The 26,576-nt window shown below is 66.8% G+C and carries 30 protein-coding genes; 7 read left to right on the top strand and 23 right to left on the bottom strand.

The features are described 5' to 3' along the window. Positions 1 to 26 precede the first annotated feature (26 nt). Positions 27 to 716, top strand: a complete 690-nt coding sequence (locus H597_RS0127670) for a response regulator (RefSeq protein WP_028104985.1) — start codon at positions 27 to 29, stop codon at positions 714 to 716. Next, positions 713 to 2,152, top strand: coding sequence for a sensor histidine kinase (locus H597_RS0127665; protein ID WP_028104984.1), 1,440 nt, complete (start codon positions 713 to 715; stop codon positions 2,150 to 2,152). The genes H597_RS0127670 and H597_RS0127665 overlap by 4 nt, the downstream gene beginning before the upstream one ends. Here the strand turns inward: H597_RS0127665 and H597_RS0127660 are convergent. Both H597_RS0127660 and H597_RS0127655 read right to left on the bottom strand, forming a co-directional pair. Beyond that, positions 2,115 to 3,362: an ATP-binding protein gene (locus tag H597_RS0127660; protein WP_028104983.1), complete on the bottom strand. Its 1,248-nt coding sequence runs from the start codon at positions 3,360 to 3,362 to the stop codon at positions 2,115 to 2,117. The genes H597_RS0127665 and H597_RS0127660 overlap by 38 nt on opposite strands. Beyond that, complete coding sequence (locus tag H597_RS0127655) at positions 3,362 to 4,000, bottom strand: response regulator transcription factor (protein WP_028104982.1); 639 nt, start codon at positions 3,998 to 4,000, stop codon at positions 3,362 to 3,364. Before H597_RS0127655 ends, H597_RS0127660 begins: the two co-directional genes overlap by 1 nt. A gap of 142 nt (positions 4,001 to 4,142) precedes the next feature. On the opposite strand from H597_RS0127655, the gene H597_RS36065 reads away from it, so the two are divergent. The 5 genes from H597_RS36065 (at position 4,143) to H597_RS0127630 (ending at position 8,685) form a co-directional block, all read left to right on the top strand. Then, a complete protein-coding gene (locus H597_RS36065) occupies positions 4,143 to 4,787 on the top strand; it encodes an energy transducer TonB (RefSeq protein ID WP_161630651.1) in 645 nt (214 codons plus the stop codon). An 85-nt stretch (positions 4,788 to 4,872) separates the two neighbouring features. Next, a complete protein-coding gene (locus H597_RS0127645) occupies positions 4,873 to 6,294 on the top strand; it encodes a sensor histidine kinase (protein WP_028104980.1) in 1,422 nt (473 codons plus the stop codon). After that, positions 6,284 to 6,826, top strand: coding sequence for a hypothetical protein (locus H597_RS0127640; protein WP_028104979.1), 543 nt, complete (start codon positions 6,284 to 6,286; stop codon positions 6,824 to 6,826). The genes H597_RS0127645 and H597_RS0127640 overlap by 11 nt, the downstream gene beginning before the upstream one ends. Then, on the top strand, positions 6,823 to 8,202 hold the full coding sequence (locus H597_RS0127635; RefSeq protein ID WP_028104978.1) for a sigma 54-interacting transcriptional regulator: 1,380 nt from the start codon (positions 6,823 to 6,825) through the stop codon (positions 8,200 to 8,202). Before H597_RS0127640 ends, H597_RS0127635 begins: the two co-directional genes overlap by 4 nt. Before the next feature lie 171 nt (positions 8,203 to 8,373). Next, complete coding sequence (locus H597_RS0127630) at positions 8,374 to 8,685, top strand: BON domain-containing protein (RefSeq protein ID WP_028104977.1); 312 nt, start codon at positions 8,374 to 8,376, stop codon at positions 8,683 to 8,685. Between the two features lie 58 nt (positions 8,686 to 8,743). Here H597_RS0127630 and H597_RS0127625 read toward each other — a convergent pair whose 3' ends face one another. Genes H597_RS0127625 through H597_RS0127525 form a run of 21 tightly spaced genes read right to left on the bottom strand, consistent with a single transcriptional unit; the run spans position 8,744 to position 26,574 of the window. Next, positions 8,744 to 9,331: a 4'-phosphopantetheinyl transferase family protein gene (locus H597_RS0127625; RefSeq protein WP_035375373.1), complete on the bottom strand. Its 588-nt coding sequence runs from the start codon at positions 9,329 to 9,331 to the stop codon at positions 8,744 to 8,746. Between the two features lie 5 nt (positions 9,332 to 9,336). After that, positions 9,337 to 9,792, bottom strand: a complete 456-nt coding sequence (locus H597_RS0127620) for an excinuclease ATPase subunit (protein ID WP_028104975.1) — start codon at positions 9,790 to 9,792, stop codon at positions 9,337 to 9,339. Positions 9,793 to 9,819: 27 nt separating this feature from the next. Beyond that, entirely contained in the window at positions 9,820 to 10,404 is a 585-nt protein-coding gene (locus H597_RS0127615; protein ID WP_028104974.1) for a hypothetical protein, read from the bottom strand. Further along, positions 10,401 to 11,633 (bottom strand): beta-ketoacyl-ACP synthase, encoded by a 1,233-nt coding sequence (locus H597_RS0127610; RefSeq protein ID WP_028104973.1) that lies wholly within the window; start codon positions 11,631 to 11,633, stop codon positions 10,401 to 10,403. Before H597_RS0127610 ends, H597_RS0127615 begins: the two co-directional genes overlap by 4 nt. Continuing rightward, positions 11,630 to 12,355, bottom strand: a complete 726-nt coding sequence (gene fabG, locus H597_RS0127605) for a 3-oxoacyl-ACP reductase FabG (protein WP_028104972.1) — start codon at positions 12,353 to 12,355, stop codon at positions 11,630 to 11,632. Before fabG ends, H597_RS0127610 begins: the two co-directional genes overlap by 4 nt. Beyond that, positions 12,348 to 12,818 (bottom strand): hotdog family protein, encoded by a 471-nt coding sequence (locus H597_RS0127600; RefSeq protein WP_028104971.1) that lies wholly within the window; start codon positions 12,816 to 12,818, stop codon positions 12,348 to 12,350. The genes fabG and H597_RS0127600 overlap by 8 nt, the downstream gene beginning before the upstream one ends. Next, complete coding sequence (locus H597_RS0127595; protein ID WP_028104970.1) at positions 12,815 to 13,999, bottom strand: beta-ketoacyl-ACP synthase; 1,185 nt, start codon at positions 13,997 to 13,999, stop codon at positions 12,815 to 12,817. Before H597_RS0127595 ends, H597_RS0127600 begins: the two co-directional genes overlap by 4 nt. Beyond that, positions 13,999 to 14,547: a DUF3261 domain-containing protein gene (locus tag H597_RS0127590; RefSeq protein WP_371850750.1), complete on the bottom strand. Its 549-nt coding sequence runs from the start codon at positions 14,545 to 14,547 to the stop codon at positions 13,999 to 14,001. Before H597_RS0127590 ends, H597_RS0127595 begins: the two co-directional genes overlap by 1 nt. Then, positions 14,531 to 16,915: an MMPL family transporter gene (locus H597_RS0127585; RefSeq protein WP_028104968.1), complete on the bottom strand. Its 2,385-nt coding sequence runs from the start codon at positions 16,913 to 16,915 to the stop codon at positions 14,531 to 14,533. The genes H597_RS0127590 and H597_RS0127585 overlap by 17 nt, the downstream gene beginning before the upstream one ends. 1 nt (position 16,916) lies before the next feature. After that, positions 16,917 to 17,522 (bottom strand): outer membrane lipoprotein carrier protein LolA, encoded by a 606-nt coding sequence (locus H597_RS0127580; RefSeq protein ID WP_035375370.1) that lies wholly within the window; start codon positions 17,520 to 17,522, stop codon positions 16,917 to 16,919. Beyond that, positions 17,516 to 17,950, bottom strand: a complete 435-nt coding sequence (locus H597_RS0127575; protein ID WP_028104966.1) for an acyl-CoA thioesterase — start codon at positions 17,948 to 17,950, stop codon at positions 17,516 to 17,518. Before H597_RS0127575 ends, H597_RS0127580 begins: the two co-directional genes overlap by 7 nt. After that, positions 17,943 to 19,499, bottom strand: coding sequence for an HAL/PAL/TAL family ammonia-lyase (locus H597_RS0127570; protein ID WP_028104965.1), 1,557 nt, complete (start codon positions 19,497 to 19,499; stop codon positions 17,943 to 17,945). The genes H597_RS0127575 and H597_RS0127570 overlap by 8 nt, the downstream gene beginning before the upstream one ends. Next, positions 19,486 to 20,430 (bottom strand): lysophospholipid acyltransferase family protein, encoded by a 945-nt coding sequence (locus H597_RS0127565; RefSeq protein ID WP_211232090.1) that lies wholly within the window; start codon positions 20,428 to 20,430, stop codon positions 19,486 to 19,488. The genes H597_RS0127570 and H597_RS0127565 overlap by 14 nt, the downstream gene beginning before the upstream one ends. Continuing rightward, complete coding sequence (locus tag H597_RS0127560; RefSeq protein WP_035375369.1) at positions 20,427 to 21,170, bottom strand: glycosyltransferase family 2 protein; 744 nt, start codon at positions 21,168 to 21,170, stop codon at positions 20,427 to 20,429. Before H597_RS0127560 ends, H597_RS0127565 begins: the two co-directional genes overlap by 4 nt. After that, on the bottom strand, positions 21,163 to 22,251 hold the full coding sequence (locus tag H597_RS0127555) for a class I SAM-dependent methyltransferase (RefSeq protein ID WP_161630650.1): 1,089 nt from the start codon (positions 22,249 to 22,251) through the stop codon (positions 21,163 to 21,165). The genes H597_RS0127560 and H597_RS0127555 overlap by 8 nt, the downstream gene beginning before the upstream one ends. 24 nt (positions 22,252 to 22,275) lie before the next feature. After that, positions 22,276 to 24,006 carry an ApeI family dehydratase gene (locus H597_RS0127550; RefSeq protein WP_028104961.1) on the bottom strand — a complete coding sequence of 577 codons (1,731 nt, stop codon included), beginning with the start codon at positions 24,004 to 24,006 and terminating at the stop codon, positions 22,276 to 22,278. After that, entirely contained in the window at positions 23,999 to 24,547 is a 549-nt protein-coding gene (locus H597_RS0127545; RefSeq protein WP_028104960.1) for a COG4648 family protein, read from the bottom strand. The genes H597_RS0127550 and H597_RS0127545 overlap by 8 nt, the downstream gene beginning before the upstream one ends. Further along, a complete protein-coding gene (locus tag H597_RS0127540) occupies positions 24,547 to 24,819 on the bottom strand; it encodes an acyl carrier protein (RefSeq protein ID WP_229632258.1) in 273 nt (90 codons plus the stop codon). Before H597_RS0127540 ends, H597_RS0127545 begins: the two co-directional genes overlap by 1 nt. A 10-nt stretch (positions 24,820 to 24,829) precedes the next feature. Then, entirely contained in the window at positions 24,830 to 25,084 is a 255-nt protein-coding gene (locus H597_RS0127535) for a phosphopantetheine-binding protein (RefSeq protein WP_028104958.1), read from the bottom strand. After that, entirely contained in the window at positions 25,077 to 25,850 is a 774-nt protein-coding gene (locus H597_RS0127530; RefSeq protein ID WP_028104957.1) for a lysophospholipid acyltransferase family protein, read from the bottom strand. The genes H597_RS0127535 and H597_RS0127530 overlap by 8 nt, the downstream gene beginning before the upstream one ends. After that, entirely contained in the window at positions 25,843 to 26,574 is a 732-nt protein-coding gene (locus H597_RS0127525; RefSeq protein WP_028104956.1) for a beta-ketoacyl synthase chain length factor, read from the bottom strand. The genes H597_RS0127530 and H597_RS0127525 overlap by 8 nt, the downstream gene beginning before the upstream one ends. Between the last annotated feature and the right edge of the window lie 2 nt (positions 26,575 to 26,576).

The raw sequence follows: 26,576 nt of genomic DNA, 5'->3' as shown, positions 1-26,576 counted from the left end.
TTTCAAACGCCTTTCAGGCAAATGCCATGCGAATACTGTTAGTGGAAGACCACACCGAATTGCAACACTGGCTTTCCAAAGCCCTGCGTGACGCCAACCTTTCCGTCGAATGCGCCGATAACGGCGCCGATGCCGACTCCCTGCTGCTGACCCAGGACTACGCGCTGGTGATCCTGGACCTGACCCTGCCCCGCATGGACGGCCTGGAAGTGCTCAAGCGCCTGCGTGCCCGCGGCGGCAAGACGCCGGTGCTGATCCTCACCGCGCGCGGCGGACTGGAAGACCGTGTGCAGGGCCTGAATCTGGGCGCCGACGACTACCTCGCCAAGCCTTTCGAACTGCTGGAGCTGGAAGCGCGCGTCAAAGCACTGCTGCGCCGCAGCGCCGGCAACGAGTCGCTGGTATACGAATGCGGGGAGCTGCGCTTCGACACGGTCAGCCGCATGTTTTCCTACTTCGGCGAAAACCTGCAACTGACGCCGCGCGAGCACGCCGTGCTGGAATCGCTGATTACAAAGGGCGGCAAACCGGTGGCCAAGGAAAAACTGTTCGGCCAGGTATTCTCGCTGGCCGACGATGCCAATCTGGACGCCATCGAGCTGTACATCCATCGCGTGCGCAAGAAGCTTGACCGCAAGGAGCCCGGCGCCGCGGCCATCACCACCCTGCGCGGCATCGGCTACCTCCTGCAGCCGGCCGAAGCGAAGGCTGGATGAAAGCCATGCTTGCCATGGGCAGCCTGCGCGGCCAATTGCTGCGCTGGCTGCTGCTGCCGCTGGTGGTGCTGGAAATTATCAATACGGTTTCCGTCTACTACAACGCGGTGGACGCGGCGGACATGGCCTACGACCGTTCGCTGCTGGCATCCACGCGCGCCCTGGCCGAACGGGTGTCGGTGGAAGGCGGCAAGGTAGTCGCCGACGTGCCCTACGTTGCGCTGGACAGCTTTGAAACCGATACGCTGGGCCGCATCTACTACAAGGTCACCGGCATCAGCGGCGAAACGGTTTCAGGCTACGACGACCTGCCTGCGGTGCCGGCCAATGTGCCGCGCTCGGAAAACTACCCCGCCCTGGTGCGCTTCTACCACGCTAATTACAACGGCCAGCCGATCCGCATCGCGGCCCTGCTGCAGCCGGTGTATGACGACAATATGCGCGGCATCGCGCTGATCCAGGTCGGCGAAACGCTCGACGCGCGCAAGGGCCTGACGCGCAAGATCCTGTTCGACACCATTGCATGGCAGGCCGCCGTCGTGCTGCTGGCGGGCTTGCTGATCTGGTTCGCGGTCAAACTGGTGCTGCGGCCCCTGATGCGGCTCAAGCACGAAGTCGAGTCGCGCGATGTATCCGACCTGTCCGACCTCGATCCGGCCCTGGTGCATAAGGAGGTGAGGCCTCTGGTGCAGGCGATGAATACCTCCACCACGCGCATTGCAGGCCTGATCGCCAGCCAGCGCCGCTTCATCGCCGATGCATCGCACCAGTTGCGCACCCCGCTGACCGTGCTCAAAACCCAGGCCGAACTGGCGCAGCGCGCGCTGGAACGCTCTCCATCCTCTTCCGAAGAACTTCGCACCATCGTTGCCAGCATGGCGGACACCACCGACTCCACCGTGCACCTGGCCAACCGCCTGCTGATGCTGGCGCGTATCGAGCATAGCGATGGCGGCCAGCCGCTTCCGGTGCCGCTGCGCGAGACAGTGCAGCAGGTTGCGCTGGAGCTGGCCTTGTCCGCCGTGGGGCGCGGCATCGACCTCTCACTGGAAGGCGACGCTGAAGCCTGGGTCCATGGCCAGGCCTTGCTGTTGCATGAACTGGCATCCAACCTGGTCGACAACGCCCTGCACTACACGCCGCGCGGCGGCAGCGTGGTGCTGCGCGTGCTGCCAAGTGAAGAGGAAGTGGTGCTGGAAGTGGAGGACAGCGGTCCCGGCATCGCGCCGGAAGACCGCGAACGCGTGTTCTCGCCTTTCTACCGCGCCGCCGCCACCATGCAGGCGAATCCGGGCGGTTCCGGCCTGGGGCTGGCCATCGTGCGCGACATCGCGGCCCTGCACCGCGCCGCGCTCGAATTGGATCGGGGCGCAGGCGGCAAAGGCTTGCTGGTGCGGGTCAGATTCCCGCGCGCCACGCCTCCACCGGTAGCGTAACGGCAATGCACGTGCCGGACGCGCAATCCATCGCAAACGTTCCTCCCAGCCCTTGCACCCGTTCGCGCATACCCGCCAGGCCGATGCCGGCCGCGGTGCGCGCGGGATCGAAGCCGGTGCCGTCGTCCGCCACCGTGATATGCAAAGCATCGCCGCGGCGCGCAATGTCCACACTCGCACTGCCGGCGCGCGCGTGCTTGACGATATTCGACAACGCTTCCTGCACGATGCGGTAGGCCGAGATTGCGGCATCCCCATTCAGTCCGGTGAAATCGCCTTCGGTGTGCAGCGAGAAATGGCAGGCGGGATGGCTGCTGCCGACCTGGCGCACCATTTCTTCCACCGCTCCTTGCAGACCGAGCATATCCAGCATTTCCGGCCGCAGGCGGCGCACCAGCGTACGGCCGCTGTTGTACAAGCCCAGCGCGAGCCGGGTAATCGCTTGCGCCTTATCGCGGATCTGCGCAAGCGCATCGTCCGCGGCCAACGCCGCGATCTGCTGCGATTCGAGCCGTATTGCGATCAGCGTCGCATTGAGTTCATCGTGGATCTCCAGCGCAATGGCCTTGCGCTCATCCTCGACGGCCGTGGTCACGCGCTGCAGCAGGCGGCGCTTCTCCGCGTCCGCCGCGCGCACCGCCTGCATCGACGCCTGCAGCGAAGAAGCGAAGCCGCTGGTCATCTGCCAGGCGAGCGCGGCGCACACCATCAGGCCGGCAAACGCCACGCCCAGCTCGAGCTGGAAGCGCGCGCGCGCCTTGCGCAGCATGGCCGTCGGCGACATGCGCACCTGCACATAGCCCATGGTGCCTACGTTGCGGTTGCCGCCACCGGTCACATACAGCAGGCGCTTGTGGATCGCCGCTTCGTAATAACGCGATTCGGCTACGGTATCGCCGCGCGCAACCACGTCCAGCAGGGGTTTGCGGGCTTCATCGAGCAAGGTGACGCGGTGGATTGCGCGGTCGGTCTGCAGCATGCCATTGATGGTCGCACGCAGTTCGTCGAACTGGCCTTGCACCAGGCTGATTTCGCCGCTCGCGATCAGGGCGCTGGCCAGCAGTTGGCCGCGTTCGGCCAGTTCGGCCTGCACCTCCGACTGGCGCGACTGGTAGTTGTACCAGGTAAGCGTGACAAACAATGCCAGCACCGGCAGCAAAGTGATGGCCAGCAGCCGCCCGCGCGTGCCGATGCGTTTGGCCGCGCGCATCAGGCTTGCAGCACGCCGTGGCGCACCGCCAGGCGGGTGATGTCGGCCGCCCGCTCGACGCCAAGCTTGTCCTTGATCGCCTGGCTGGAATTGCTGATCGTCTTGCTGGAAACGCCGAGACGCTCGGCGATTTCGGCATTGGTCAGGCCTTCCGCCATCAGCTTGAAGATTTCCAGCGAGCGCTCGTCCAGCAGCGCTTGCGGGGATTGCTCTCCCAGCACCGAGAGGCTGGCCAGGCGTTCCGCGATCGATGGCATGAAATACAGCTCGCCATGGGCGGCCCGCTGCACGGCGGCAGCCAGTTCGGCCGGATCGCAGTCCTTGGTGACCAGGGCCCGCGCGCCGATCCGGTAGGCCTCCTTGACCAGGGCGTCCTGGTCGAACTGGGTCAGGAAGATGATGCGGGCTTGCGGGCTCGCCGCCAGGATCTGCCGGGCCGCGTCCAGACCGGTCAATTGCTCGCCGAAGCGTATATCGAGGATAGCAACGTCCGGTACCAGGGTCTGGTAGGCCTCCACCGCTTCCGTCGGCGTCCGCACCTGGCCCACCACGTCCACGCCAAATCCGGCCAAGGCCATCGCAAAACCGCCCATCACCATGGGATGATCGTCTGCCAGTAACACTTTGATCTTATTCATAGAATTCCCGATTTCCAGATGATGGAAGCATATCACGCTTACCCCTAGCAATAAAAATTGCTTGCATATTTCCATGCGATGGAAGAATATCTTGCCATGGACTGGCAATTCAGCCTACCCAGAAGAAGAAAGGAACACTACCATGAACTTCGACACCTCGCGCAAGAACTACTCTGGCCTGGCCTTCGTTGCCGTCTTGCATTTGGTAGCAGCCGGTATTGCGCTGAAACATTCCACGGTCTTGATCACCCATACCGATCCAGGTCCGTTGATCCTGGTGCCGCCAAAACCAGAGCAACCGAAACCTGAGCCAACCGACAAGCCCGAACCGCGGAAGGCGCAGCTGCCGGTGATTACTCCGCCCGAAGTACCCGTGCTGGATTTTCCTGCCGAGCCGCCCATCACCACCATTGCGCCGCCCGACGAACCACGCGGGCGCATCGAACCTGGCACGCTTGGCGGCGGCACAGAGCAGAACGAAGTCGTCGCTCCGCGCCATACGCCGGTGAATGTCGCGGCAATCATCGACGCCGCCAGCTGCGCCAAGCCGGCCTACCCGGCGGCGGCCCTGCGCAATGGCGATGAAGGCACGGTGACCCTGGCCTTCCTGGTCGGCAAAGACGGCCATATCGCCAGCGCCAAGGTCGAACGCACCAGCGGCCATCGCGACCTCGATCGCGCCGCCCTGCAAGGCCTCTCGATGTGCGCCTTCAAGCCCGGCACGATCGACGGCGTGGCGCAGGAATCGTGGGCCCGCATGCAATATGCCTGGCGCCTCGACGAGTAAGCAATAGAGCGCGGCAGTAAAGCGAAATCCCCTATCATGCGCCGGTTAACCTTGTGGTGCCCCTTGTGGTGCCGGCGCATGACCTATGCTCATCAAGCTTTCCTTCCGACAATTATTGTTGGGCGTTTTTCTGCTGATCGCCCTGCTTCTCAGTGCCGCCTCGATCCAGGCCCTGTTCACGCTCGACCGCCTGGCGGCGGAAAGCCGCGAAGTCGGCCAGCATGCCGTGGCGCTGACCGCCAGCGCCCAGCGCCTGGCTGAACGCAGCGTCGCCATGGAGCGCAGCGCGCGCCAGTTCCTCGTCCTGGACGACCCGGCTTTCCGCGACCGCTATGAAGCCGCCTGGCGCGATGGGGAAGATGCGCTGTCGGCCTTGTCGGCCGGCCTACCCGCCGTGCCCAAGGCCAGTTTCGCCGCCTGGCGCGCGCAGGGTGAGCAAGCCTGGAATGCCTTGCAGGCGCCGCGCGCCAAACGCACCCAACGCCAGCAGATGCTGAACGCGGCGCTGGCCGGGCTGCCCGCCATCAACGACGAACTGGCGGAAGAAGTCAAACGCGAAGTCGACCAGCGCAACCAGCGCATCCTGCTTGGATTGGAACACCGGCGCAGCGTCCTGGCCGGCCAACTGCTCGCCTCCATCAGCCTGGCCGCCGCCTTGGCGGTCGGCTGCGGCCTGTGGCTATCGCGCCCGCTGGCGCAGATCGAAAGCGCCATCGGCCGCCTGGGCGGCAACCGCTACGACCATCCGATCGACGTGGAAGGCCCGAACGACCTGCGGCGCCTGGGCCAGCAGCTGGACTGGCTGCGCCAGCGCCTGGCCAGCCTGGAGGCCGACAAATCGCGCTTCCTGCGCCATATTTCGCACGAACTTAAAACACCGCTGGCGGCGCTGGTGGAAGGCGTGGCGTTGCTGGAGGACGAAGTGGTCGGCCCGCTGGCGCCCAACCAGCGCGAAGTGGCGGCCATCCTGCGCCAGAATACGGCTTCGCTGCAAAACCAGATCGAAGACCTGCTGCGCTATAACACGGCAGCTTTCGCCGCCCAGCATCTGCAGCGCCAGCCCACCGATATCGCCGCCCTGCTGCGCGATGCGGTCGATGCGCAGCGCCTGCAGTGGCAGGCTCGCCGGCTGGACGTCGCGGTGGAAGGCAATGCCCCGCCCATTTCCGCCGATCCCGGCAAGCTGGCCATCGCTGCCAGCAATCTGCTGTCGAATGCAGTGCGCTATAGCCCAGAAGGCGGCAGCGTGCGCTTCATCGTTGGCGAGCAGGCCGGTACGCTTGCCATCGATTGCATCGACCAGGGCCCCGGCGTGGCGCCCGAGGATGCCGCCCACATATTCGAACCGTTCTATCAGGGACTGCGCCAACCGCCGGGCGCCCGGCGCGGCAACGGCGTCGGCCTGTCCATCGTGCTCGAATACGTCAACGCCCACGGCGGCTCGCTGCAACTGTTGCCGGCCGCCAGCGGCGCCCACTTCCGGATCGAACTTCCCTATGACTATTAAGAACCTGCCCTTGCTGCTGCTCTTGCTGCTCGTCGCCTGCGCGCAGCGCCAGCTCCCGGTCGCACCGCCGCTGCCGCCTTTGCCGCCGCCACCGCCGCCGGCGCAGCTCACGCTGCTGGTTGCGCCGCATGACGACGTGGGGCCGCTGCTGGCCTACCACCAGTCGCTGCGGCGCATGACGCAGGGCGAGCTGCTGAAGGAATTGAGCGGCTTGTCGCTGCAGCAGAAATCGCCCAAGGTCCTGCTGCAATCGGCCATGGTGCTCGCGCTCACGCGCGGCAGTGGCGACCTGGCCCGGGCTCAGGCGCAATTCGATGTCGTCGCCAGCGCGCAGGAAGCGGAGGCGCAAGGCCTGCGGCAACTGGCGCAGCTGCTCTCCGCCCAATGCGCCGATACCAGGCGTCTGGTCGACGAGGGCGACCGCCTGCGCGCCCAGCTCAAAGACAACCAGCGCAAGAACGAGCAATTGAACGAAACCCTGGAAGCGCTGAAAGAAATCGAGCGCGGCCTGCCAGCGAGGGCCAGTAAATGAATGCACCCATCTCTCACCGCCTCCTGCTGGTCGACGACGACGCCGACCTCCTGCGCCTGCTGTCGATGCGCCTGAGCGCCAACGGCTACCAGGTGACCGCGGTGGGCAGCGCCGAAGCGGCCCTGGCCAGCCTCTCGATCGCCCTGCCCGCCCTGGTGATCAGCGACGTACGCCTGCCGGAGCGGGACGGCATGTCCCTGTTCCAGCAGATCCGCAGCCAGCACCCCTCGCTGCCGGTCATCCTGCTCACCGCCCACGGCACCATTCCCGACGCGGTGGAAGCCACCTCGCTCGGCGCCTACGCCTACCTGACCAAGCCCTTCGACGCGCGCGTGCTGCTGGAGCGCATCGGCCAGGCGCTGAGCCTGGCCGCCCCCGAAGCCGCGCCGGACGCCGGCAACGGCGCCTGGCGCAGCGACATCATCAGCCGCAGCCGCGCCATGGAAGAAGTACTGCACGAGGCCAGGCTGGTGGCCGCCTCCGACGCCAGCGTGCTGATACGGGGCGAAAGCGGCACCGGCAAGGAATTGCTGGCGCGCGCCATCCACCGCGCCAGCCGCCGCGCCGCCGCGCCCTTCATCGCCGTCAACTGCGGCGCCATCCCGGAACAGCTGCTGGAGTCCGAATTGTTCGGCCACGTGAAAGGCGCCTTTACCGGGGCCGTCGCCAGCCGCGAAGGCCTGCTGCAGGCGGCCGACGGCGGCACCCTCTTCCTCGACGAAATCGGCGATATGCCGCTGCTCTTGCAGGTCAAGCTGTTGCGCGTGCTGCAGGAGCGCGTCGTGCGCCAGGTGGGCTCCGACAGCGGCCGCCCTGTCAACGTGCGCGTGCTCTCAGCCACCCACCGCGACCTGGATGCGGCCATGCTGGAAGGCCAGTTCCGCGAAGACCTGTACTACCGCCTGAACGTCATCACATTGACGCTGCCGCCGCTGGCCGAACGGCGCGAAGACATCGGCCTGCTGGCGACGCGCTTCCTGCAGATGCTGGCGGCCAAATACGGCAAGACCGTCAATGGTTTCGCCCCCGAAGCCCTGGAAGCGTTGTCGCGCGCTGCCTGGCCCGGCAATGTGCGCCAGTTGTACAACGTGGTTGAACATGCCTGCGCCCTGGCCACCGCGCCGCTGGTGCCGCTGTCGCTGGTGCAGCGCGCGCTGCGCGTCCCCACACTGGAAGTGCTCAGCTACACGGAGGCCAAGCAGCGCTTCGAGCGCAATTACCTGGTCCAGCTGCTCAAGCTCACCGACGGCAATGTGGCCGATGCCGCGCGCCTGGCGGAGCGCAACCGCACCGAGTTCTATCGCCTGCTGCAAAAGCATGAACTGAATGCTGCGCAGTTCCGCAACGAGCCTGTCGCCGAGGAGCGACAGGCGTAAGGCCCGTGAAATCAGGGGCTTAGGCGACGCGGCGCGAACGGTGTCGCCGCACGGCGACAAGCAGCGTGCTACCGCACAGCTAAGTCATTGATTTATCTACCTGGCACGGGCCTTGCAATAGGAGGGCTGACGCACCAGCGTTCTTAGCCAACTTAAACGGAGAGATAGACCATGAAGGATTCCAAACTGATCGCAGGACTGTTCGCCGCCGCTGCTTTCACCCTCGCCTCCCTGTCCGCCCATGCGCAGCAGGAGGCCGCCATGGCCGGTGCAGCCGTTGCCACCAACGACGCCAGCCTGATCGCCAAAGTCAAGTCGGCGCTCGCGGAGCAGAAGCAGATTTCGGTCTCCGCCCAGGGCGGCGTGGTGGTATTGAGCGGCTCGGTGCCGGACTCCGATACCGGCACCCGAGCGATCCAGGCGGCATCCGCCGTGGCCGGAGTGAAGGAAGTGAAGAGCGAACTGACTGTCGCCGGCAAATAATGCCTGCGCTGCAGTAGTACCTCCCTTGACGGGCGGCCACACCAGGCCGCCCGCTTTTTTATGCCGCCCGCAGGTGCAGTTCGAACTCCACGCTGCTGGCGACGGCGATGGCCAGCTGCGCATGCGCGGGATACTGCCAGTACTGCGCGGGTTGGCCCAGCTTGTATGCCGCCTCCAGCCGGCACCATTCCCGGTAAAAAGGCAGGGCGCGCTGTGTGGGCGGCAGCGCTGCAATGCGCTGGGCGGTGGCGGCATCGAAACTATGCTCGGCCAAGGCGCTGAAATCGCGCTGGCGGCTTTGCAGTTCCACGTCCAGCCCCAGCGGAGCGGACATGCTCACCACGCAGGCAACCCAGCGGCCGGCATGGGAGATACTGAAATACGGCTGCGCTCCGGGCATGCTGGCCAACGGCGGCAAGCCGGGACGTTCGAAGAATTGGATTTGCGTGCCATCGGCGCCGCTGGCGTCGGCCAGGGCCCGCCGCAGCAGCAGCCGGCCGGCAAGGAATTGCCGTTGCCGTTCTTCGCGGCGAAAGCGCCGGAAACGCTGCTGTACGCTGGCGCCCAGGCTTTCCAGGCCGCGCGCCAGCGCCGCATCGTCGCAAGCGGCCAGGTCAAGCAGCCAGAGGGTTGCTTGCGGCCGCATGGCGATTACTTCTTCTTCTGCAGGCGGACGAAATCAGCCTTCAGGGCGACACCGGTCATGATGGCGCCGTCGTGGCATTCATAATCGGTGGCCGAGGACAGGGGCTGGTTGTTGTAGTTGCTCTGGATATTGACGATGGCATCCGCACCCAGGGCGTTGGCACGCTTCTTCAGCTGCAGCATGGCCGACAGGAAGGCCCAGTTGCAGGCGGTCTGCGGCGATTTGCCGACCGAGTTGGTCTTCTGGCTGGTCTTGTCGCTGCCCAGGGTCTCCTGCACCTTGCCGGCCGGCTTCTGGTCGCCGAAGAAGAACTGCACGTCGTCACCCAGGCGGCCCTTGGCCTCGTTTTCAGACATGGCGCCGGCGATCGGGAAAGTCAGTTTGTTGTCGCGCGCCTGAACAGGGGCAACGGTGGACATCAGGGCAGCAACAGCGGCAACCGCCGCGAAGGTTTTTTTCATTCTTGTTTCTCCTATTGGATTAAGGGACTATCGCTTTACTGCATTATTGTCGGCACCGGTCGGGCCGCCATGGGCTACTGCATAGTTGCTGGTCAGGTAACCGGACGCCAGGTTCGCCACGCGTGTCAGCATCATACCGTCCGCCACGCCCACCGCCAGGCCGGCGCTGAACGCGCCGGCGCGCTGGAAGAATTCCGGCGTTGCGATCACTTTGCCGGTATTGTCCCTGATATTCAGGCGCAGCAGCACGCCCGAGCTGCCGGCCATCGGGCCGAACATCACGCGCGAGGCGCCGGAAGTCAGTTCCAGCTGCTCAACCAGCGGTTCCACCACCAGGGTGCGGCCGTTATCCGGGCCGCTGTTCCATTCGACCAGCTTCTCGGCCAGGTCTTTTTTCAGGTTCGCTTCGATGCGCTCCACACCTTTTTCCTTGCCGCTGACGCCCGGCGCAAACGCCGCCGGCTTCACTTCAATGCGCCCGAAGTTCTTGAATGCCTCGGCCGGCGGCGGGTTCACCAGGTTGGAACTCTTGACGCGCGTGGCGCAGCCTTGCGTCAGGGCCAGGGCCGCCAGGCCGGCACCCAGGAGAATGGTACGTCGGGATAGTTTCATTTGATTCCTTTCTTGAAAATCAGGGAGGTATTGATTCCGCCGAAGGCGAAGTTGTTCGACATGACATAGTCGCACTGCATCAGGCGCCCTTCGCCGGCGATATAGTCCAGCGGTGCGCATTCCGGATCGATGTCGGTCAGGCTGGCGGTCGGCGCGAACCAGCCTTCGTTCATCATCTGGATGCTGATCCACGCTTCCAGGGCGCCGCACGCGCCCAGAGTATGGCCCATATAGCTCTTGAGCGAGCTGATCGGCATGGCGCTGCCGAAAATCGAATGCGTGGCATGCGATTCGGCGATATCGCCGTGCTGGGTCGCCGTGCCGTGTGCATTCACATAACCGATGGCCGACGGCGGCAGGCCGGCATCGTCCAGCGCCAGGCGCATGGCTTGCGCCATGGTCGCCGAATTGGGCTGGGTCACGTGGCAGCCGTCGCTGTTGGTGCCGAAGCCGACGATTTCAGCGTAGATATGGGCCCCGCGCGCCTGCGCGTGCTCCAGGTCTTCCAGGATCAGGCAGCCCGCGCCTTCGCCGATCACCAGGCCGTCGCGCGCCTTGTCGAACGGGCGCGGGGTGGTCTGCGGCGCATCGTTGCGGGTGCTGGTGGCGAACAGAGTGTCGAATACTGCGGCTTCGGTGGCGCACAGTTCTTCGGCCCCGCCCGCGATCATGGCGGTCTGCTTGCCGCTGCGGATCGCCTCGTAGGCGTAGCCGATGCCCTGGCTGCCCGAGGTGCAGGCGCTGGACGTGGTGATCACGCGGCCGGTGGCGCCGAAGAACACGCCGATATTGACCGGCGCCGTGTGCGACATCATCTTGATGTAGGTGGTGGCGTTGATGCCGCGCGTGCTGCGCTCCTCCATCATGCGGCCGAAGTCGCCGATCGCGCTCGGCGTGCCGGCCGAGGAACCGAAGGATACGCCCATGCGGCCGCTTTTCAGCAGCTCCGAATCGAGCAGGCCGGCGTCTTCCAGCGCCATTTCGGTGGCGCGGGTTGCCATCAGCGCCACCCGGCCCATGCTGCGCATGCTCTTGCGGTTGAAGCGCGGGCTCAGTTCGAACTGCGCCGCCGGCGCGCCCAGGCGCGTGTTCAGGCCTTCATAATCTTCCCAGTCCGCCATGCGGATGATGGCGTTGCGGTATTCGCCCAGCCGGGCGCGAATGGCCTGCCAGTCATTGCCAAGCGGGCTGATGCCGGCCATGCCGGTGACGACGACGCGGTGATTCATGCCAGGCCCCCGTTAACGGAAATCACCTGCCGGGTGATATAGCCGGCTTCCTCGCCGACCAGGAAGCTGACGGCCGCGGCCACTTCGTCCGCAGTGCCGACGCGGCGCGCCGGAATCATCTTCACGACTTCGTCCAGCGGCAGTTCTTCGGTCATGTCGGTATCGATCAGGCCAGGCGCCACGCAGTTGACGGTGATATTGCGCTTAGCCAGTTCCAGCGCCAGCGCCTTGGTGGCGCCGATGATGCCGGCCTTGGCCGCGCTGTAATTGACCTGGCCGCGGTTGCCGACCAGGCCGGAAACCGACGCCATGGTCACGATGCGCCCCGGCTTGCGGCGCTGCACCATCGGCATCACCAGCGGATTGACCACATTGTAGAAGCCATCGAGGTTGGTGCGCAGGACAATGTCCCAGTCCTCGCCGCTCATGGCCGGGAAGGCATTATCGCGCGCCACGCCGGCATTGCACACCACGCCGTAGTAGCAGCCGTGTTCGGCGATGTCCGCCTCCATGGCGGCAGCCGTGGCAGCGCGGTCGCCGATGTCGAACTGCAGCACGCGCGCACCGCGGCCCATGGCGGCAATTTGCTGCGCCACGGCCTCCGCTTCGGCGCGCTGGCTGCGGCAGTGCACCACCACATCAAACCCGTCGCGCGCCAGGCGCAGCGCAACGGCCTTGCCGATACCGCGCGACGATCCCGTTACCAGGACAGACTTATTCATTTGAAACTCCCCGCAAAAACGCATTAACATCATCGGGCTGGAACAAGGTCAGCGTGGCGCTGGCCAGGTTGTGCCCTGGATTGCCGGCATCGGCAATTGAACATTCGTATGCGCCGAGACCATTGTCGGCGCGCATTTCCATCGTGACCCTGATATGCAGCACCTGGCCCTCGGCAAACAGCGCGCTGGCGGTGCTGTAGCGGCGCGAGCCAAGCAGGAAACCGGCCTTGACCTGCCCGCCATTCTGCCGCGCCAGCCAGCCGGCGTGCGCCGCGACGGCTTGCGCCATATATTCGATGCCGACCCAGCTGCCCACGCCGCCGCTCGATGGCGAGTAAAACAGGCTGTCGCCGTGGATCGCCACTTCGGCGCTCAGGGTGGCCTGGTCGGCCGCGAGCACGCGGTCCAGCAGGCACATGGCGCCGGCATGCGGCACCAGCGTGCGGATATCGGGCAGCGTCATGCCAGCCTCCCCAGCAGCAGGGCGGCATTGGAACCGCCGAAGGCAAAGGAATTGCTCAAGGCATAGCGCAAGGGGCGTCCCAGCCTGGCGCCCGGCGCCGCCACCTGCAATGGCGGCAGGGCCGGGTCGGCCGCGCCGTCCCACAGATGGGGCGGCAGATAGCCCTCCGGATTATCGTCCTGCATCAGCAACCAGCACAAGGCCGCTTCCAGCGCCGCCGCCGCGCCCAGCGCATGGCCGGTGAAGGGCTTGGTCGAACTGACCGGCACGCCGGCGCCGAACAGGGATGCCACCACCCGCGCTTCCATCGCATCGTTCTGCTGCGTGGCCGTACCGTGCAGGTTGATGTAGTCGACCTGCTGCGGCGTGATCCCGGCGCGCTGCAGGGCCTGGCCGATCGCCAGGCGCGCGCCGCCGCCTTCCGGATCGGGCGCCGACATATGGTGGCCGTCCGACGATTCGCCCCAGCCGCACAGCGCCACCGCCGCCGCTTGACGGCTCATCAGGAACAAGCCGGCACCCTCGCCGATATTGATGCCGTTGCGGTTGGCGCTCAGCGGGTTGCAGCGCACGGCGCTGACCGACTCCAGCGCCGAGAAGCCGGCAACGGTGAAGGCGCACAGGGTATCCACGCCGCCCGCCACCACCGCGTCGCAGGCGCCCATGGCGATCAGGCGCGCGGCGCTGGCCAGGGCCTTGGCGCCCGACGAGCAGGCGCTCGAATGCACCAGGGCCGGTCCGCTGATGCCCAGCTCCTGCGCCAGCAGCAGTGCCGGGGCGCCCATTTCCTGCTGGCCGTAGTGGAAGCCGGCCGGCAGCGCGCCGCTGGCGGCGCGCGCCGCCAGCGCCGCTTCCGCCTCGCCAACCCCGGACGTGCTGGTGCCGATCACCACGCCGACGCGATGCGCGCCGTAACGCGCGATGGCCGCGTCGACCGCCGGACGGATCTGCGCCAGCGCCGCCAATGCGAACTGGTTGTTGCGGCTGCGCTGGGCCAGCGGCAGGTGCGCCACCGAGGGCAGCACGGCGCCGGCGGCAAGGCCTAATGGCAGCACGCGCCCGGGCGAGCAGGCTTCGGTCGGCTGCACGCCGCTTGCGCCGCGCAACAGCGCCGCGCGCACAGCTTGCTTGCCGTCGCCCATGGCGCAGACGATGCCGCAATCGTTGAGGTAAAAGGCCATTACTGCATCTCCGATTCAATCGTCAGGCGATAGTTGTAGCGCAGGTTTTCCAGCACCAGCTTACCGCTCCAGCGTGGCGTACCGCTGTAGTGGATGACCATAACGGCCTCGCCGTTCAGCGAAAGCGTGCGGCGCAGGCCCTGCTCCTCCACTTGCCAGCCGGCCGGCAAGGCGGCGCGCACGGCGTCCACCGGCCACAGCGTCAGCTGCATGTCTTCCAGCACGTCTTCCGCCTTCACTTGCGCAGGCAGCAGGGCATGGCGCCAGGACGTCAGCTCCTGGCCGTCATAGCTCAGGGACAGCACGCGCTGGCCCAGCGCCAGGCCGACCAGCTCCAGGTGCGCCGGTTCGACTTCCAGCGCCACGTCCAGTTCATCGCTGCGGCCATTGCGCTCCACCCGCAGGTGCTGCTGCACGCTGAGCGACGCGCCCAGCGCGGCCGGTGCCAGCTTCAGGCCCAGGCGCGCCGCGGGCGGCGCCGTCGTCGTCGCACAGGCCGCCAGCAGCAGCGCGGCAAGCGCGGCGCCCCCCTTAAGCCGCTTCCACATTTTTTTCATCCTCAATGTTCACAAAACACGGCACCAGCAGCCAAACCAGCGCCGTGCCAAGCAGCATCGTCAGGCCGAAGGCGCGCAGGGCCGGCGTACCGCTCAATCCGAGCAGGCCGAAACCCAGGATGGCGTTGGCGGCCGACATGCCCACCGCCAGCCATGGCGCCACCGGCCCGCGGCTGGCCCGCTCCGCCATGAAAACGCCGTAGTCCACGCCCACGCCGAGCAGCAGCATCAAGGCCAGTACGTGGAACAGCTGCAGCGGCATGCCGAACCAGCCAAACATGGCCAGCGTGGCCACGCTTGCCAGCGCGGTCGGCGCCAGCACGCGCCATGCGCCGCCGCGGTAGCGCGGCAGCAGCAGCAAGAACACCACGGCATAGGCCGCGCCGACCACCCAGGCCATCATGGAACGGTAGCGCCCCAGAACCGAGGAAATCTCGCCGACCTTATCGACCCACTGCACGCCCGTCAGGCCGTCGGCAGCGCGCTGCAAGCGCGGCAAGCCGCCGTACTGCATGCCGCGCAAGGCGACGATGCTGGCGAATTCCTTGCCGTGCCGGCCCAGCCAAAGATGGCGCCACGGCTCGCTTGCCGGCGCGGACAGGAAGGCTTCCAGCGCCAGCGGAGCGGCGCCGGCAACGGCGTGCGCGCGCGTGGCGGCGATCCAGTGCCGGTCCTCGCCGACCTGCCCGGCCACCGCTGCCAGCGGGCCGTCGTCGCCAAACAGCTTCGCTTGCAGCAGCGCGCGGCGCGCCGCCTGCGTCCTGGCCGACGGCACCCAGTTCGACATGGCCTGGTAGCCGCCGATCACGCCGGCCGCGATCAAGGGGTCGAGCTGTTGCTTCAACCCCTCTTCGCGCTGCAGCACCTCCTCTTCGCTGGCGCCACGCACCAGGAAATACTGGGCGGGCGTCGCCGCATCGAGCAGGCGGCCCAGGCGCAACTGGCTCTCCAGCAGCGCTTTCGGGGAGTTCTGCAGCAGACGGATGTCGTCATTCGGCGCCAGACGGGCAACCCCGGCGCCGATCGCAGTACAGGCTGCCGCACACGCCACGCCAAACAGCAGGCGTGCCTTGGGCGCCGCGCCGGCGCGCACGAACGGCCAGCGCGGCCAATGCGCCAGCAGGCCCACGTACGGTGCCACCAATGGCCCCTGGCGCAGCACACCGCCGGGCACGCACAGCGGGAACCAGGCCATCACCGTCATCCAGGCAAACGCCAGGCCGAGGGCCGAAAAGACCGCCATCGCGCGCAAGCCGGGGAATGGCGTGAACGCCAGGCCGGCATAGCCGATCACGGCGGCCAGCAGCGTCAGCACCAGCGCCGGCAGCAGGCGGCGCAGCAAGGCGCGCGAATCGAGCGCCGGATCGGCCTCCATGCGGTTGCACAGGAAGTCGATGCCGTAATCCTGCGCCACCCCAATCAAGCTGGCGCCGAACACCAGCGTCATCAGGTGCACCTGGCCGAATATCAGCCAGCAGGCGGAAAAGGCGCCCAGCACGCCGACGCTGATCGACAGCAGCACCATGACAATCGGCCGCACGCTGCGGAACACCAGCCAGGTGAGCAGCACGATGCCGAGCAGCGAGCCGGCGCCGATCGTATGCATCTCGCGCTGCGCCTGCGCGCTGGCGGCGGCGGCGTGCAGGATGACCCCGGCCTGCACCAGGTCCGCTTCCGGCACGGCCGCGCGCGCCGCGCCGGCGGCGCGCGCGAGCAGCGGCAGTACGGTTTCCTGTGCCGCGATCGAAAACGCCGGCAGCTTCAGCTCCAGCGGCAGCAGCACATACTGCATCTTGCCGTCGCCGACGAACAACTGGCCGTCGCGCGGGCGCACCGGCGTTTCCTGCGCGCGCTGCTGCACCCATCCTGCAAACAGGCCATATGGATCGTCCTGCCAGCTGCCGACCTTGGGGCCGCCGAAGGCGCCGTACAGGCCGCCCAGCGCAGTTTCCGACCAGGCTTGCGGGCTTTGTTCGCGCAGCTGCCGTTCCTGCGCCGCGGTCAGCAGCACGCTGCGGTGCCGGTGGAACAGCTGCAGCCAGTCATCCTGGGTCTTGTCGTTCAGCGCCGTGGCCGCCAGCACCGAAGGCTGCTCCCCGAGCACCTTGCGGTAGGCATCGGCCGCCTGCTTCGCCTTGACCCAGTCGGTCGCGCCCACCAGCACCACCACGCGCTGCTGGGCCGCGTCGACCATGTGCTGGAACGACTGCTGCAGCACCGGGTCGCGCTCCTGCACCGGCAGCAGCGCCAGGATGTCCGTATCGGGCACGACGCGCTGGACGAACCAGAGCCAGGCGTTATGCCCGGCGACCAGGGTCGCGACCAGGAGCCATAGCAGGGCGAAGCGCTTGGACGTCATATCAGAACTGCGCCGCTTCTTCCGCCGTCATGGCCGCCTCGCCCGCCTGCATCAGGGAGAACACGATGCTGGTCTTGTCGCCGGCGGCCTCGTTCATGTCGATGCGTTTGACGTAGGCGCCGCCTTCCATGCTGATCGCGCCGACGGCTTTGGCCAGCGCCGGCTCGCGCGCCTTCAGCGCCACCTGCCAGCCGTCCTTGTCGGCCGAGCCGTCCACCTCGAACAGCTTGTCCAGCTGCGCCAGATCGCCGCCCAGCAGCGAGAACAGCACGCTATTGATCATGCGCACCACCGGCTCGCTTTTCGCATCCATGCGCATTGCCACGCGCTCGCCCTGCAGGTGGACGATTTCGTCGCGCGTCAGGCGCAGCGTGCTAGGGAACGGTTTAAGGGTGCGCCACAACACACCCTTGCCTTTGACCACGCAGAAGCGGCCGTTCGACAGCAGCGGCTTCTTCATGCCCGCCAGCTGCTTGGTCTGGTCGAAGCGGCCGCACAGCACATCCGGCTTGGCCAGCATGGACTGGATCCGGGCAATCGGCGCGCCCGCCTGGGCCCCGGCGGCAGCGGCCGCCAGCAGGGCCGCGAGCATCAGCTGTTTCAGCATGGCGCAGGCACTCCCAGCTTCGCGAACAGCACCGCCGGCGACACGAAACACATCTCCCGCGTCGCCATATCGACCGCCACCTGCACCGTGCTGGCCTTGTTCAGGCGGCGCCCGCTGGCCGCGTCGCTGATCAGGTAATCAATCTTCAGGCGGTTTTCCCATTCCACGATTTCAGCGCGCAATCTGAGCACCTGGCCGAAAGTGGCCGGCGCCGCGTAGCGCAGCTGCATGTCGACGATGGGCCAGGCGTAACCGGAAGCCTTCATCTCGACATAGTTGTAGCCGATCTTGTCGAGCAGGGCGCAGCGCACCACCTCCAGGTATTTGACGTAGTTGCCGTGCCAGACGATCTCCATCGGGTCCAGGTCGAAGAACTGGACCTGCATCTCGACTTCGGCAAACCAGCGCGCTTCGGTTTTCTTACGCATACAGTTCCCATGCCTGGCTGCGGATGCGCTGCACCAGTTGGCGCAGTTCCGGGTCGAGACGGCGGTCTTCCGCCACCACGGCGATATCCTCGGCCAAGCGCTGCTGCATGGCGGCCAGCGCCGCCTGCGGCGCCATGTCCGGGTTTTCGCGGCAGCGCAGGTGCACGCCCTGGCGCACCGTCACCAGCAGCGCGGCGGCGCACTGCTCCACCAGTTCCAGCACGCGCAGGCAGTCGCGCGCGGCGATGGTGCCCATGCTGACCTTGTCCTGGTTGTGGCATTCGGTGGAACGCGAGAAGACCGACGCCGGCATGGTCAGCTTGAGCGCTTCCGCGGTCCACGCCGAGACGCTGATCTGCAGCGCCTTCAGGCCGTGGTTGATGGCCGCGCGCGGGCCGGTGGCGCCGGACAGGTTGCTCGGCAGGCCGTGGTTGTAGCGGGTGTCGACCATCAGCGCCATCTGGCGGTCCATCAGGTCGGCCAGGTTGGCCACCGCGTTCTTCATGCCGTCCATGGCGAAGGCGATGTGGCCGCCGTAGAAATGGCCGCCGTGCAGCACGGTCTCGCCGTCCGGATCGATGATCGGATTGTCGTTGGCGCTGTTCAGTTCATTCTCGATCGCGCTGCGGAAGAACGGCAGCGCATCGGCCAGCACGCCGATCACGTGCGGCGCGCAGCGGATCGAGTAGCGGTCCTGCAGGCGCTTGCCGTTGCGTTCCAGCAGCGCGGTCGGCAGGTCGCTGCGCAGCCACGCCGCCACCTGCTGCATGCCGCTGTGCGGCTTGACCGAGAACAGCACTTCGTTGAAGTGGTGGGCGTTGCCGTCCAGCGTGAAGGACGCCATCGCGGTGATGCGGGTGCACAGGCGCACCAGGTATTCGGCGCGGTCGTACGCCAGGCAGGCCAGCGCGGTCATGACGGCGGTGCCGTTCATGATGGCCAGGCCTTCCTTCGGGCGCAGACGCAGCGGCGCGATGCCCGCTTCGGCCAGCGCCTGCGCGGCCGGCACGGTTTCGCCATTGCGCCAGACTTCGCGCTCGCCGCACAGCACCGCCGCCAGGTAGGACAGCGGGGTCAGGTCGCCGCTGGCGCCGACCGAGCCTTCGCTCGGGATCAGCGGCAGCAGGCCGGCGTCGAGCAGGCGCGCAATCTGCTCCAGCAGGTCCAGGCTGACGCCCGAGAAGCCCTTGGACAGCGACGCCAGACGCGCGGCCAGGATGGCGCGCGTCTGCGCCGGCGAGAAATGCTCGCCCAGGCCGCAGCCGTGGTAGGTGTACAGGTGGTGCGGCAATTCGGCCACCAGTTCGGCCGGCACGTTGACGGTGCAGGAATCGCCGTAGCCGGTGGTCACGCCGTAGATATTGCCGTCCTCGCGCAGCAGGCGGTCGAGGAAATCGGCGCCGCGCTGGATCATGGCGCGGTAGGCCGGATCGTCCGACAGCACGGCTTGCGCGCGCCCGGCGGCGATATCGACGATGTCTTCGATCGTCAGTCGGTTGCGGTCGAAGCGCACGGCGCGCTTGGTGTTGGTCAGGTCAGCCAGGTGCATCGCTAGTATCCAGTGTCGGTAAATGCCAGAAGTCGTAAAAATTGAACCATTGCAGCGGGGCCTGCACACAGTAGTGCTGCAGGCGGGCGGCGTAGCGCTGCGCGCATTCCTGCAGCGCCGCCGCGCGCGCCTTGCGCGGCAGGCGCACGCGTTCGCTGAACAGTTCGAAATGCAGTTCGCTGCGGCCGTCGCGCTGCAGCGGGAAAATCAGGTAGACCGGACATTGCAGCACGCCGGCCAGGACATACGGTCCGATCGGGAACGGCGCCGGCGCGCCCAGGAAGTCAGCCGTCGCCACGCGCGGCTGGTCCGCCACCGGTACGCGGTCGGCGGCCATCACCACCAGTTCGCCGCGCGCCACCCGCTCGGACAATTGCATCGCCATCGCCGCATCCATGTCCGTCACCTGCACCAGATTCATGGCACTGGCCGGATTCAGGCGCGCCAGCAGGCGGTTGAACGCTTGCGCGTGGCGCGTATGCACCAGCACCGTGATCTTCACATCCGGGTAGCCCAGCGAGAGTACGCGCGACAGCTCCAGGTTGCCAAGGTGCGAGCACAGCAGCAGGCCGCCCTGCCCTTGCGCCAGCATGCGCTGGATGGTCTGGTCGCCGTGCACCGTGACGGCGCGCGTGTCGTACAGCCCGCCCCACAGCAGCATCTTGTCGAGAATGCTCTCGGCAAAGGCGGCGAAATGGCGCAGCACGCCCAGGCGCGGCACCGGCGCGTACGCGGCGACGCGGCGCAAATAATCGCCCGAAACGCGGCGCGCGCGCGGCGCCGCCAGCAGGTACCAGCACAGCACCGGGTACAGCATGGCGCGGAACGGCCAGCGGCCGAACACGCGGAAGGTCCAGAACAGCAGGCGCATGCCCGCCACGAAGCTCACCTCGTTGATCGCGGCCCAGTGGCGCGGCGCGGCCTTGTTCATGCACCGCTCCAGCGGCGCGCCAGCAGGCGCGGCGCGCGCCACAGCATGCCGAAGAACAGGCGCGCATGCATGCGCGAAATCAGCACGTTGTCGCGCCAGACCTGAAAGTGCGACACGCCGTCGGCCGGATAGCCGACCCGGGTGGCGCGGTTGACCATCGGCACGCCGTCCCAGAACAGGCGCACCAGGATCTCGATATCGAAATTCATGCGCAGGCCCAGGCGCTGGCGCGCCATCAGTGCCAGCACCGGCTGCAGCGGATAGACGCGAAAGCCGCACATGGAATCCTTGATCTGCAGCGAAAGCGTGTTGATCCAGACCCAGATATGGGTCGCGTAGCGCCCGTACAGCCGGCCTTTCGGCACGGACGCGTCGTAGATCGGATAGCCCACCACCAGCGCCTGCGGCTGCTGCTCGGCGCTGGCCAGGAAGGCCGCCACGTCGTCCAGGTTGTGCTGGCCGTCGGCGTCCACTTGCAGCGCATGGGTATAGCCCAGGCGCGCGGCGGCCTGGAAGCCCGTCATCACCGCGCCGCCCTTGCCCTGGTTGACGGCATGCGTCACCAGGCTCAGCTGCCGCGGGTGTGCCGCCGCCAGGCGCGCCAGTTCGGCGGCGCATTCCTGGCGGCTGCCGTCATCCACCAGCACGCAGTGCAGGCCGTGCGGCAGCAGCCCCGCCACCACGCCCGCGATCGCGTGCTCGTGGTTGTAGACGGGGATGACGAAACAGGGTTTAAACACCGGCGTCTCCGGCGCGGGTGAAGCGCAGCAGCGAGTGGCAATAGCCGATGTTGTCGCGCGTGGTCAGCAGGCGCAGGCCGGCCGCTTCCGCCAGGCGCACGTAGTCGGCGGCCTGGTAGATCTTGGAATTGCCGCTGGCCATGGCGGTGAAGTACGGCGACGTGTTGATCAGGCAGTAGGCGGCGATGTCGTACTGCTGGCGGTCCCAGAAGGTATCCATGATGATGAGCTGGCCGCGCTCGGACAGCGCCTCGGTGGCGCGGCGCAGGATGCTGGCGATGGCGGCCTCGCTGAAGCAGCTGAGGAATTGGCTCATCCAGATGACGTCCATGCCGGCCGGCAGCGGGTGCGCGTCGTCCAGCAGGTCGATCGGGTGCAGGCTGGCGCGCTCGCGCACGCCGGCCGCCTGCAGGTTCTGTTCCGCCACCTCGAGCTGGCGCGGCAGGTCCACCAGGTGCATGTGCACGTCGGCGTTGTAGGCCAGGGTCGCCAGGCTGAATTTGCCGGTATTGGCGCCGATGTCCATCACCTTGCGCGGCGCAGTGGCGAACACGTCCGGCAGGATATCGGGGAAGGAAGTGTCCGAATAATAGTGGTCGAAGGCGAACCAGCTGGTCTTGGTCGGCTCGGACAGCTGCGACAGGCCCTGGTACAGGGTCGGCCATTCACCGAGCGCCTTCAGGCCGAGCGGCTGCTGCGCGTCCAGCGAGCGGTCCAGGTCGAACAGGCCCTGGTAGCAGACGTCGTGGTTGAAATCGATATTGATCTGCGTGATCCTGTCGGTCAGGACGCAGAAGCCGGCCTTGTCCAGCACATAGCAGCCCTTTTCGAGCGACACCACGCCGGCCGACAGGCAGGTTTCCAGCACAACTTTCAGGGCGTACTCGCTCCACTGGCCGCCGGCGGCCATCTGTTCGACGCTCAGGCCGGCGCCGCCAGCGTCGGCCAGGGCTTGCAGCATGCCGCGCTTCCACGCGTAGCGCACGCACTGGAACACGACGGGGCCGAATGCGATCTTCTGCGCTTCATAACGGGCGGCGAAGGCCGATTGGCGCGGCGGGGAAAACGATTTGTCTTGCATGGGCATTCGATCAAAGGTTGAAAATCAGGCTACGGCAAACAGCACGCGGCCGCTGGCATGTTGTCCGGTGTCGGACAAATACTTGAATTGCAGGCTGGATTTGCCGGCATCCCAGGCCAGTTCCAGTTGCAACGTCGCGCCCGGCGCGATGATTTGCTGGAATTTCAGCATGGCGACGTCGCGAAATACCGGCGGCATGTCGAAATAATGGCGGCCGCGGGCGATGGCCCAGTCGAGCTGCACCACGCCGGGCAGGATCGGGCTGCCCGGAAAATGGCCGTCGAAATACAGCAGGTCGGGCGGCACGGTCAGGGTCAGACTGGCCGACGTGGCGCTGCACTCGAGCTCGCGCCATACGGGTTCTACCGGGCGCCCGGCCTCGGCCGGCGCGTCGGCCAGCAGGGCGGCCAGCGCCGCGTGGGTGGTCTTGCCCTGGGTATTTACCGGCATCTGCGCCAGATAGCGCCAGCGGCGCGGCAGCACAACGGCCTCGGCGCTGCCGGCCAGCAGGGTGCGCAAGGCGCGGTTCAGCGCCAGCTTGCCCTGCGCCGCCAGTTGCTCGCGGCCTTGCGGCGCCAGCACCACGAAAGCGGCCAGGCAGGCGCGCGCTGCGCTGTCGTCCAGCAGCAGGCGGGCCTCAGCCACCAGTGGACTGGCGCGCAAGGCCGCTTCCAGCGCGTCCAGCGAAATGCGTTTTTCTTCCAGCTTGACAATGCGGTCGGCGCGGCCGCGCAGTTCGAAGCGGCCGTCGGCAGTGGCTTCGGCGCGGTCGGCCAGCTGCAGCCAGTGATCGTCGGCCAGATGCGGCGAACGCACGGCAAACATGCCCTCGTCATCCAGGCGCCATTGGACATTCGGGAACGCGGTCCATGCCGCGTCGGCAGCGGCCCGGCTGCGCTGGCGCCATGCCACGCCGCCGGTCTCGGAACTGCCATATACTTCGACCGCCGCCTTGCCAAGCAGTTCGGCGCAGGCGAAGGCCGCCTCTTCGGGCAGCGGGCCGCCGGAGGAAAATACCGCGCGCAGCTGGCCGCGCGCAGCCTGCCAGCCGGCCAGTTCCGGCAAGCGCTTCAGGTGGGCCGGGCTACTCACCAGCAGCGACGGGCGTTGCGCCAGCAATGCCGCCAACTCCTCCGGGTAGAGCGCGCTGTCGGCCAGGACGGGACGGCCGGCGCACAGCGGCCACAGCACCTTGAACAGCAGGCCGTAGATATGCTGATGCGAGACGGTGGCAAGCACCGCCGTGTCGCCGCCCAGGCTGGCGCCGAACATCGCCTCCAGCACGTCCACCTCGCTGGCCATTTGCGACAGGCGCTTGGCAATCGCCTGCGGCGCACCGGTGCTGCCGGAAGTGTGCACCACCAGCGCCTCGAAGGCGCCATCGAGCACGCGCGGCGCCGGCGCATCCGCCGCGGCAGCGGGCGCCGCCAACGGCGCGCAATCGGCCGGGAATAGGCCGATAAAGCCGTCCACACGTGCGCGCAGCGCGCCGCAGCTGGCGGGCAGCGCATCGGCGCTCAGCCAGATGGTCTTGCCGGCCTGCCAGGCGCCCAGCAGCGCCGCGGCGAATTCCAGGCTGTCCTCCAGATACAGGGCGAAATTGCGGCCGGCATGCGCGGCCAGCGCCAGCTGCCAGTCCCGCATCCGCTGCGCCAGCGCCGCGCAGCTGACGGCCTGCGTCCCGCGCCAGCCGGCCAGCGCCCCGGCGGGACGGGCGCCCAGGTCCGCGGCCAGGTGCAGCAACGCATCACGCATGGGTCACCGCCTTGCGCACGCGCCGGCGCAGCAGCAATTCGCCGCCGAACATCAGGCCCATGAGGCCGTAGGCGATCACGCCGTTATACAGCGACCACACCGCCTCGCTGGCCCACAGCGCCGTCACCAGCGCCAGCGAGCCGTTGACAACGAAAAACACGCACCAGGCCTGCGTCACGCGGCGCGTGTACGCAACGCCTTCAGGCGGCAGGTCCGGCTCGCGCAAGCGCGCCAGGCGCTCGATCATCGAAACGGGCGTCGCCAGGCTGAAGCCGAACGCCGCCAGGAAAGCCATGTTGACCAGGACCGGATAGAGCTTCAATGGCAGCAGCACATTGCTCCACACGGCCAGCGCGACCAGCACCAGCGCGCCCGCCACCGACCAGCGCGCGGCGCCGCTGATGCGCAGCGCGGGCAGCCGCGTGGCCGCCGCCAGCAGCAGCACGCAGGCCAGCCAGCGCGGCTCCAGCTGGCCGTGCCCGAGCCAGATGGCCAGCGGGTACAGCAGCGTGAGCGCCACGGTCAGCACGGTCCAGAACATCAAGCCGCCTCTTCGGTCGCCAGTCCTTGCAGTGCCGTCACCACGTCGTCGATGGTGCGGATGGTCTTGAAGGTTTCAGGGCCCATGCGCTTGCCGGTCAGCTGCTTCAGCTTCACGGCCAGGTCGACGGCGTCGATGCTGTCGATATCCAGGTCTTCGTACAGGTTGGTGGTCGGCGTCACATCCGACACATCCAGTTCGAACATGTCGGCCAGCAGGGTTACCACCCACTGGTGCAGTTCTTCCTTGCTCATGGCATTCAGGTCAACCATGCTGCTCTCCTTATTGCTTGCGTTGCGTTTCTACCAGCGCAGCCAGGGCGCGCACGGAAGCGAAGTGGCGTCGCGTATCTTCCGAATCGGCCGACAGCGAAATGCCGTAGCGCTTTTGCAGGGCCACGCCCAGTTCCAGCGCGTCGATCGAATCGAGGCCCAGGCCTTCGACGAACAGCGGCTCTTCGCTATTGATATCGTCCGGCGTGATGTCCTCCAGCTGGAGCACATCGATGATCATTTCCTTGACTTCCTGTTCAAACATGATGTTCGTATTTCCCTGCAAAGTAATGTTGTAAATAATCCGTCAGGCGCCGTGCGGCAAGCACTTCGCTCGTTCCTTCGCCCGTAAAGTGGCTCACCGCCACGTCATCTTGCACCGTGATGCTGAACCGCACCCGGCGCGGCGGCACGCGCCACCATTTTTCCCCTTTGCCCAGGGTGGCTGGCGCGCATTGAATGACCACCGGCGTGATATCGCGCTCGCCGCGCACGGCGATGTTTGCAGCGCCGCGCTTGAGCGCGATCACGCCGTCGGCGCCGGTGCGCGTCCCCTCGGGGAACACGATCAGGTTATTGCCCCGCTCCAGCGAAGCGATGCAATCGTCCACCAGGCCCGCTCCGCCGCTATTGGCGATGTACGACGCCGCCCGCACCGGGCCGCGCGTGAACGGGTTGTCGCGCAAGCTGGCCTTGACGATGCAGTCGGCCTGTTTGACGAACGCCATCAGGAACACCGTATCGATCAGGGTCGGATGATTGGCCAGGATCAGCAAGCCGCCCCGCTCCAGCTTATCCAGCCCGCTCACGTCGTAGCGCAGCACGCCCAGTACGCGCATCATTTCGATGTACACGCGGAAGCTGTGGCGAATCAGGTCCCGCGACAGGCGCACGCGCCTTCCCACGTCGCGCACCAGGACATGCAGCAGCGGGAATACCAGCACCCGCAGCAGTACGCCGCCGATGCCAAACAATGCGAAACTCAGGCCGGTGGCAAGCACCCGCCAATACATGAACAGCGCCTCAAACATGGCGTTGCCACTGCCATTGCCGCTGGTCGGCCATGCGCACCATTTGCGCTTCGCCGGCCAGGAAAAAGCGCAGCACTTGCAGCGCACCAGGCATGGAGCCGGGTATGGCAGGCGCTCCCGGCGCCCAGCGCAGCGAGAGCGTATTTCCCGCGCCGCCGGGCGCCTGCAGCAGCCAGGCAAACGCGAAGGCCTGGCGCTCGCAATCTTCAAACTGCCCGTACAACTCAGGCAAGGGGGTATCGGCCATCACCAGCAATACCTGCGGCGCGCCGTCGGCCAGCAGGCCGCAGGCTTCGATCACCGCATGCTCCAGCGAACTTGCACCGGCAGCCAGCGCTATGTGATTGGCCTGCTCCTTGCGTGCGATGGTGAACAGGCCCGGATTGGCGTTATGCACCGACATGCCGAAGGCAGTGGGCGACAGCGCCTCGCCGCGCGCCATGGCGTCCAGCAGCTCGATGGAGCGCCCGACTTCGCCGTGGCGCGAGCAGTAAACGATCGGAACGCCGGCTGCGTCCCCCAGGCATTCATAGGCCACTTCCAGCGCCATTTTGCCCAGCTGGGCGGCGCGCCGGCGCAGCATGGGCGGCATGGCCTTGAGGCCCGGCTCACCCTCGGCCCCGGCAAATGTGGGGGCGCGCGACCAGTCCAGCCACGCCTCCGGCGTAGCCAAGGACGGCGCCCACGCCGCATGCCTGACAATGGAAAAACTCACCCCGCTCATTG

The organism is Pseudoduganella violaceinigra DSM 15887 (assembly GCF_000425385.1).
Classification (GTDB): Bacteria; Pseudomonadota; Gammaproteobacteria; order Burkholderiales; family Burkholderiaceae_D; genus Rugamonas; species Rugamonas violaceinigra.
The sequence above is the reverse complement of the archived record's forward strand: the minus strand, read 5'-3'. Positions and strand labels throughout refer to the sequence as shown.

Excerpts from the sequence above, each read along its gene's own strand:
- H597_RS0127610 (WP_028104973.1), bottom strand. The coding sequence starts at position 11,633 with ATGAATCACCGCGTCGTCGTCACCGGCATGGCCGGCATCAGCCCGCTT.
- H597_RS0127590 (WP_371850750.1), bottom strand. The coding sequence starts at position 14,547 with ATGTGGAAGCGGCTTAAGGGGGGCGCCGCGCTTGCCGCGCTGCTGCTG.
- H597_RS0127645 (WP_028104980.1), top strand. The coding sequence starts at position 4,873 with ATGCTCATCAAGCTTTCCTTCCGACAATTATTGTTGGGCGTTTTTCTG.
- H597_RS0127635 (WP_028104978.1), top strand. The coding sequence starts at position 6,823 with ATGAATGCACCCATCTCTCACCGCCTCCTGCTGGTCGACGACGACGCC.
- H597_RS0127595 (WP_028104970.1), bottom strand. The coding sequence starts at position 13,999 with ATGGCCTTTTACCTCAACGATTGCGGCATCGTCTGCGCCATGGGCGAC.
- H597_RS0127665 (WP_028104984.1), top strand. The coding sequence starts at position 713 with ATGAAAGCCATGCTTGCCATGGGCAGCCTGCGCGGCCAATTGCTGCGC.
- H597_RS0127615 (WP_028104974.1), bottom strand. The coding sequence starts at position 10,404 with ATGAAACTATCCCGACGTACCATTCTCCTGGGTGCCGGCCTGGCGGCC.
- H597_RS0127575 (WP_028104966.1), bottom strand. The coding sequence starts at position 17,950 with ATGCGTAAGAAAACCGAAGCGCGCTGGTTTGCCGAAGTCGAGATGCAG.
- fabG (WP_028104972.1), bottom strand. The coding sequence starts at position 12,355 with ATGAATAAGTCTGTCCTGGTAACGGGATCGTCGCGCGGTATCGGCAAG.
- H597_RS0127620 (WP_028104975.1), bottom strand. The coding sequence starts at position 9,792 with ATGAAAAAAACCTTCGCGGCGGTTGCCGCTGTTGCTGCCCTGATGTCC.
- H597_RS0127670 (WP_028104985.1), top strand. The coding sequence starts at position 27 with ATGCGAATACTGTTAGTGGAAGACCACACCGAATTGCAACACTGGCTT.
- H597_RS0127550 (WP_028104961.1), bottom strand. The coding sequence starts at position 24,006 with ATGCGTGATGCGTTGCTGCACCTGGCCGCGGACCTGGGCGCCCGTCCC.
- H597_RS0127625 (WP_035375373.1), bottom strand. The coding sequence starts at position 9,331 with ATGCGGCCGCAAGCAACCCTCTGGCTGCTTGACCTGGCCGCTTGCGAC.
- H597_RS0127565 (WP_211232090.1), bottom strand. The coding sequence starts at position 20,430 with ATGAACAAGGCCGCGCCGCGCCACTGGGCCGCGATCAACGAGGTGAGC.
- H597_RS0127545 (WP_028104960.1), bottom strand. The coding sequence starts at position 24,547 with ATGTTCTGGACCGTGCTGACCGTGGCGCTCACGCTGCTGTACCCGCTG.
- H597_RS0127640 (WP_028104979.1), top strand. The coding sequence starts at position 6,284 with ATGACTATTAAGAACCTGCCCTTGCTGCTGCTCTTGCTGCTCGTCGCC.
- H597_RS0127600 (WP_028104971.1), bottom strand. The coding sequence starts at position 12,818 with ATGACGCTGCCCGATATCCGCACGCTGGTGCCGCATGCCGGCGCCATG.
- H597_RS0127525 (WP_028104956.1), bottom strand. The coding sequence starts at position 26,574 with ATGAGCGGGGTGAGTTTTTCCATTGTCAGGCATGCGGCGTGGGCGCCG.
- H597_RS0127655 (WP_028104982.1), bottom strand. The coding sequence starts at position 4,000 with ATGAATAAGATCAAAGTGTTACTGGCAGACGATCATCCCATGGTGATG.
- H597_RS0127540 (WP_229632258.1), bottom strand. The coding sequence starts at position 24,819 with ATGGTTGACCTGAATGCCATGAGCAAGGAAGAACTGCACCAGTGGGTG.
- H597_RS0127555 (WP_161630650.1), bottom strand. The coding sequence starts at position 22,251 with ATGCAAGACAAATCGTTTTCCCCGCCGCGCCAATCGGCCTTCGCCGCC.
- H597_RS0127630 (WP_028104977.1), top strand. The coding sequence starts at position 8,374 with ATGAAGGATTCCAAACTGATCGCAGGACTGTTCGCCGCCGCTGCTTTC.
- H597_RS0127530 (WP_028104957.1), bottom strand. The coding sequence starts at position 25,850 with ATGTTTGAGGCGCTGTTCATGTATTGGCGGGTGCTTGCCACCGGCCTG.
- H597_RS0127580 (WP_035375370.1), bottom strand. The coding sequence starts at position 17,522 with ATGCTGAAACAGCTGATGCTCGCGGCCCTGCTGGCGGCCGCTGCCGCC.
- H597_RS0127570 (WP_028104965.1), bottom strand. The coding sequence starts at position 19,499 with ATGCACCTGGCTGACCTGACCAACACCAAGCGCGCCGTGCGCTTCGAC.
- H597_RS36065 (WP_161630651.1), top strand. The coding sequence starts at position 4,143 with ATGAACTTCGACACCTCGCGCAAGAACTACTCTGGCCTGGCCTTCGTT.
- H597_RS0127660 (WP_028104983.1), bottom strand. The coding sequence starts at position 3,362 with ATGCGCGCGGCCAAACGCATCGGCACGCGCGGGCGGCTGCTGGCCATC.
- H597_RS0127535 (WP_028104958.1), bottom strand. The coding sequence starts at position 25,084 with ATGTTTGAACAGGAAGTCAAGGAAATGATCATCGATGTGCTCCAGCTG.
- H597_RS0127585 (WP_028104968.1), bottom strand. The coding sequence starts at position 16,915 with ATGACGTCCAAGCGCTTCGCCCTGCTATGGCTCCTGGTCGCGACCCTG.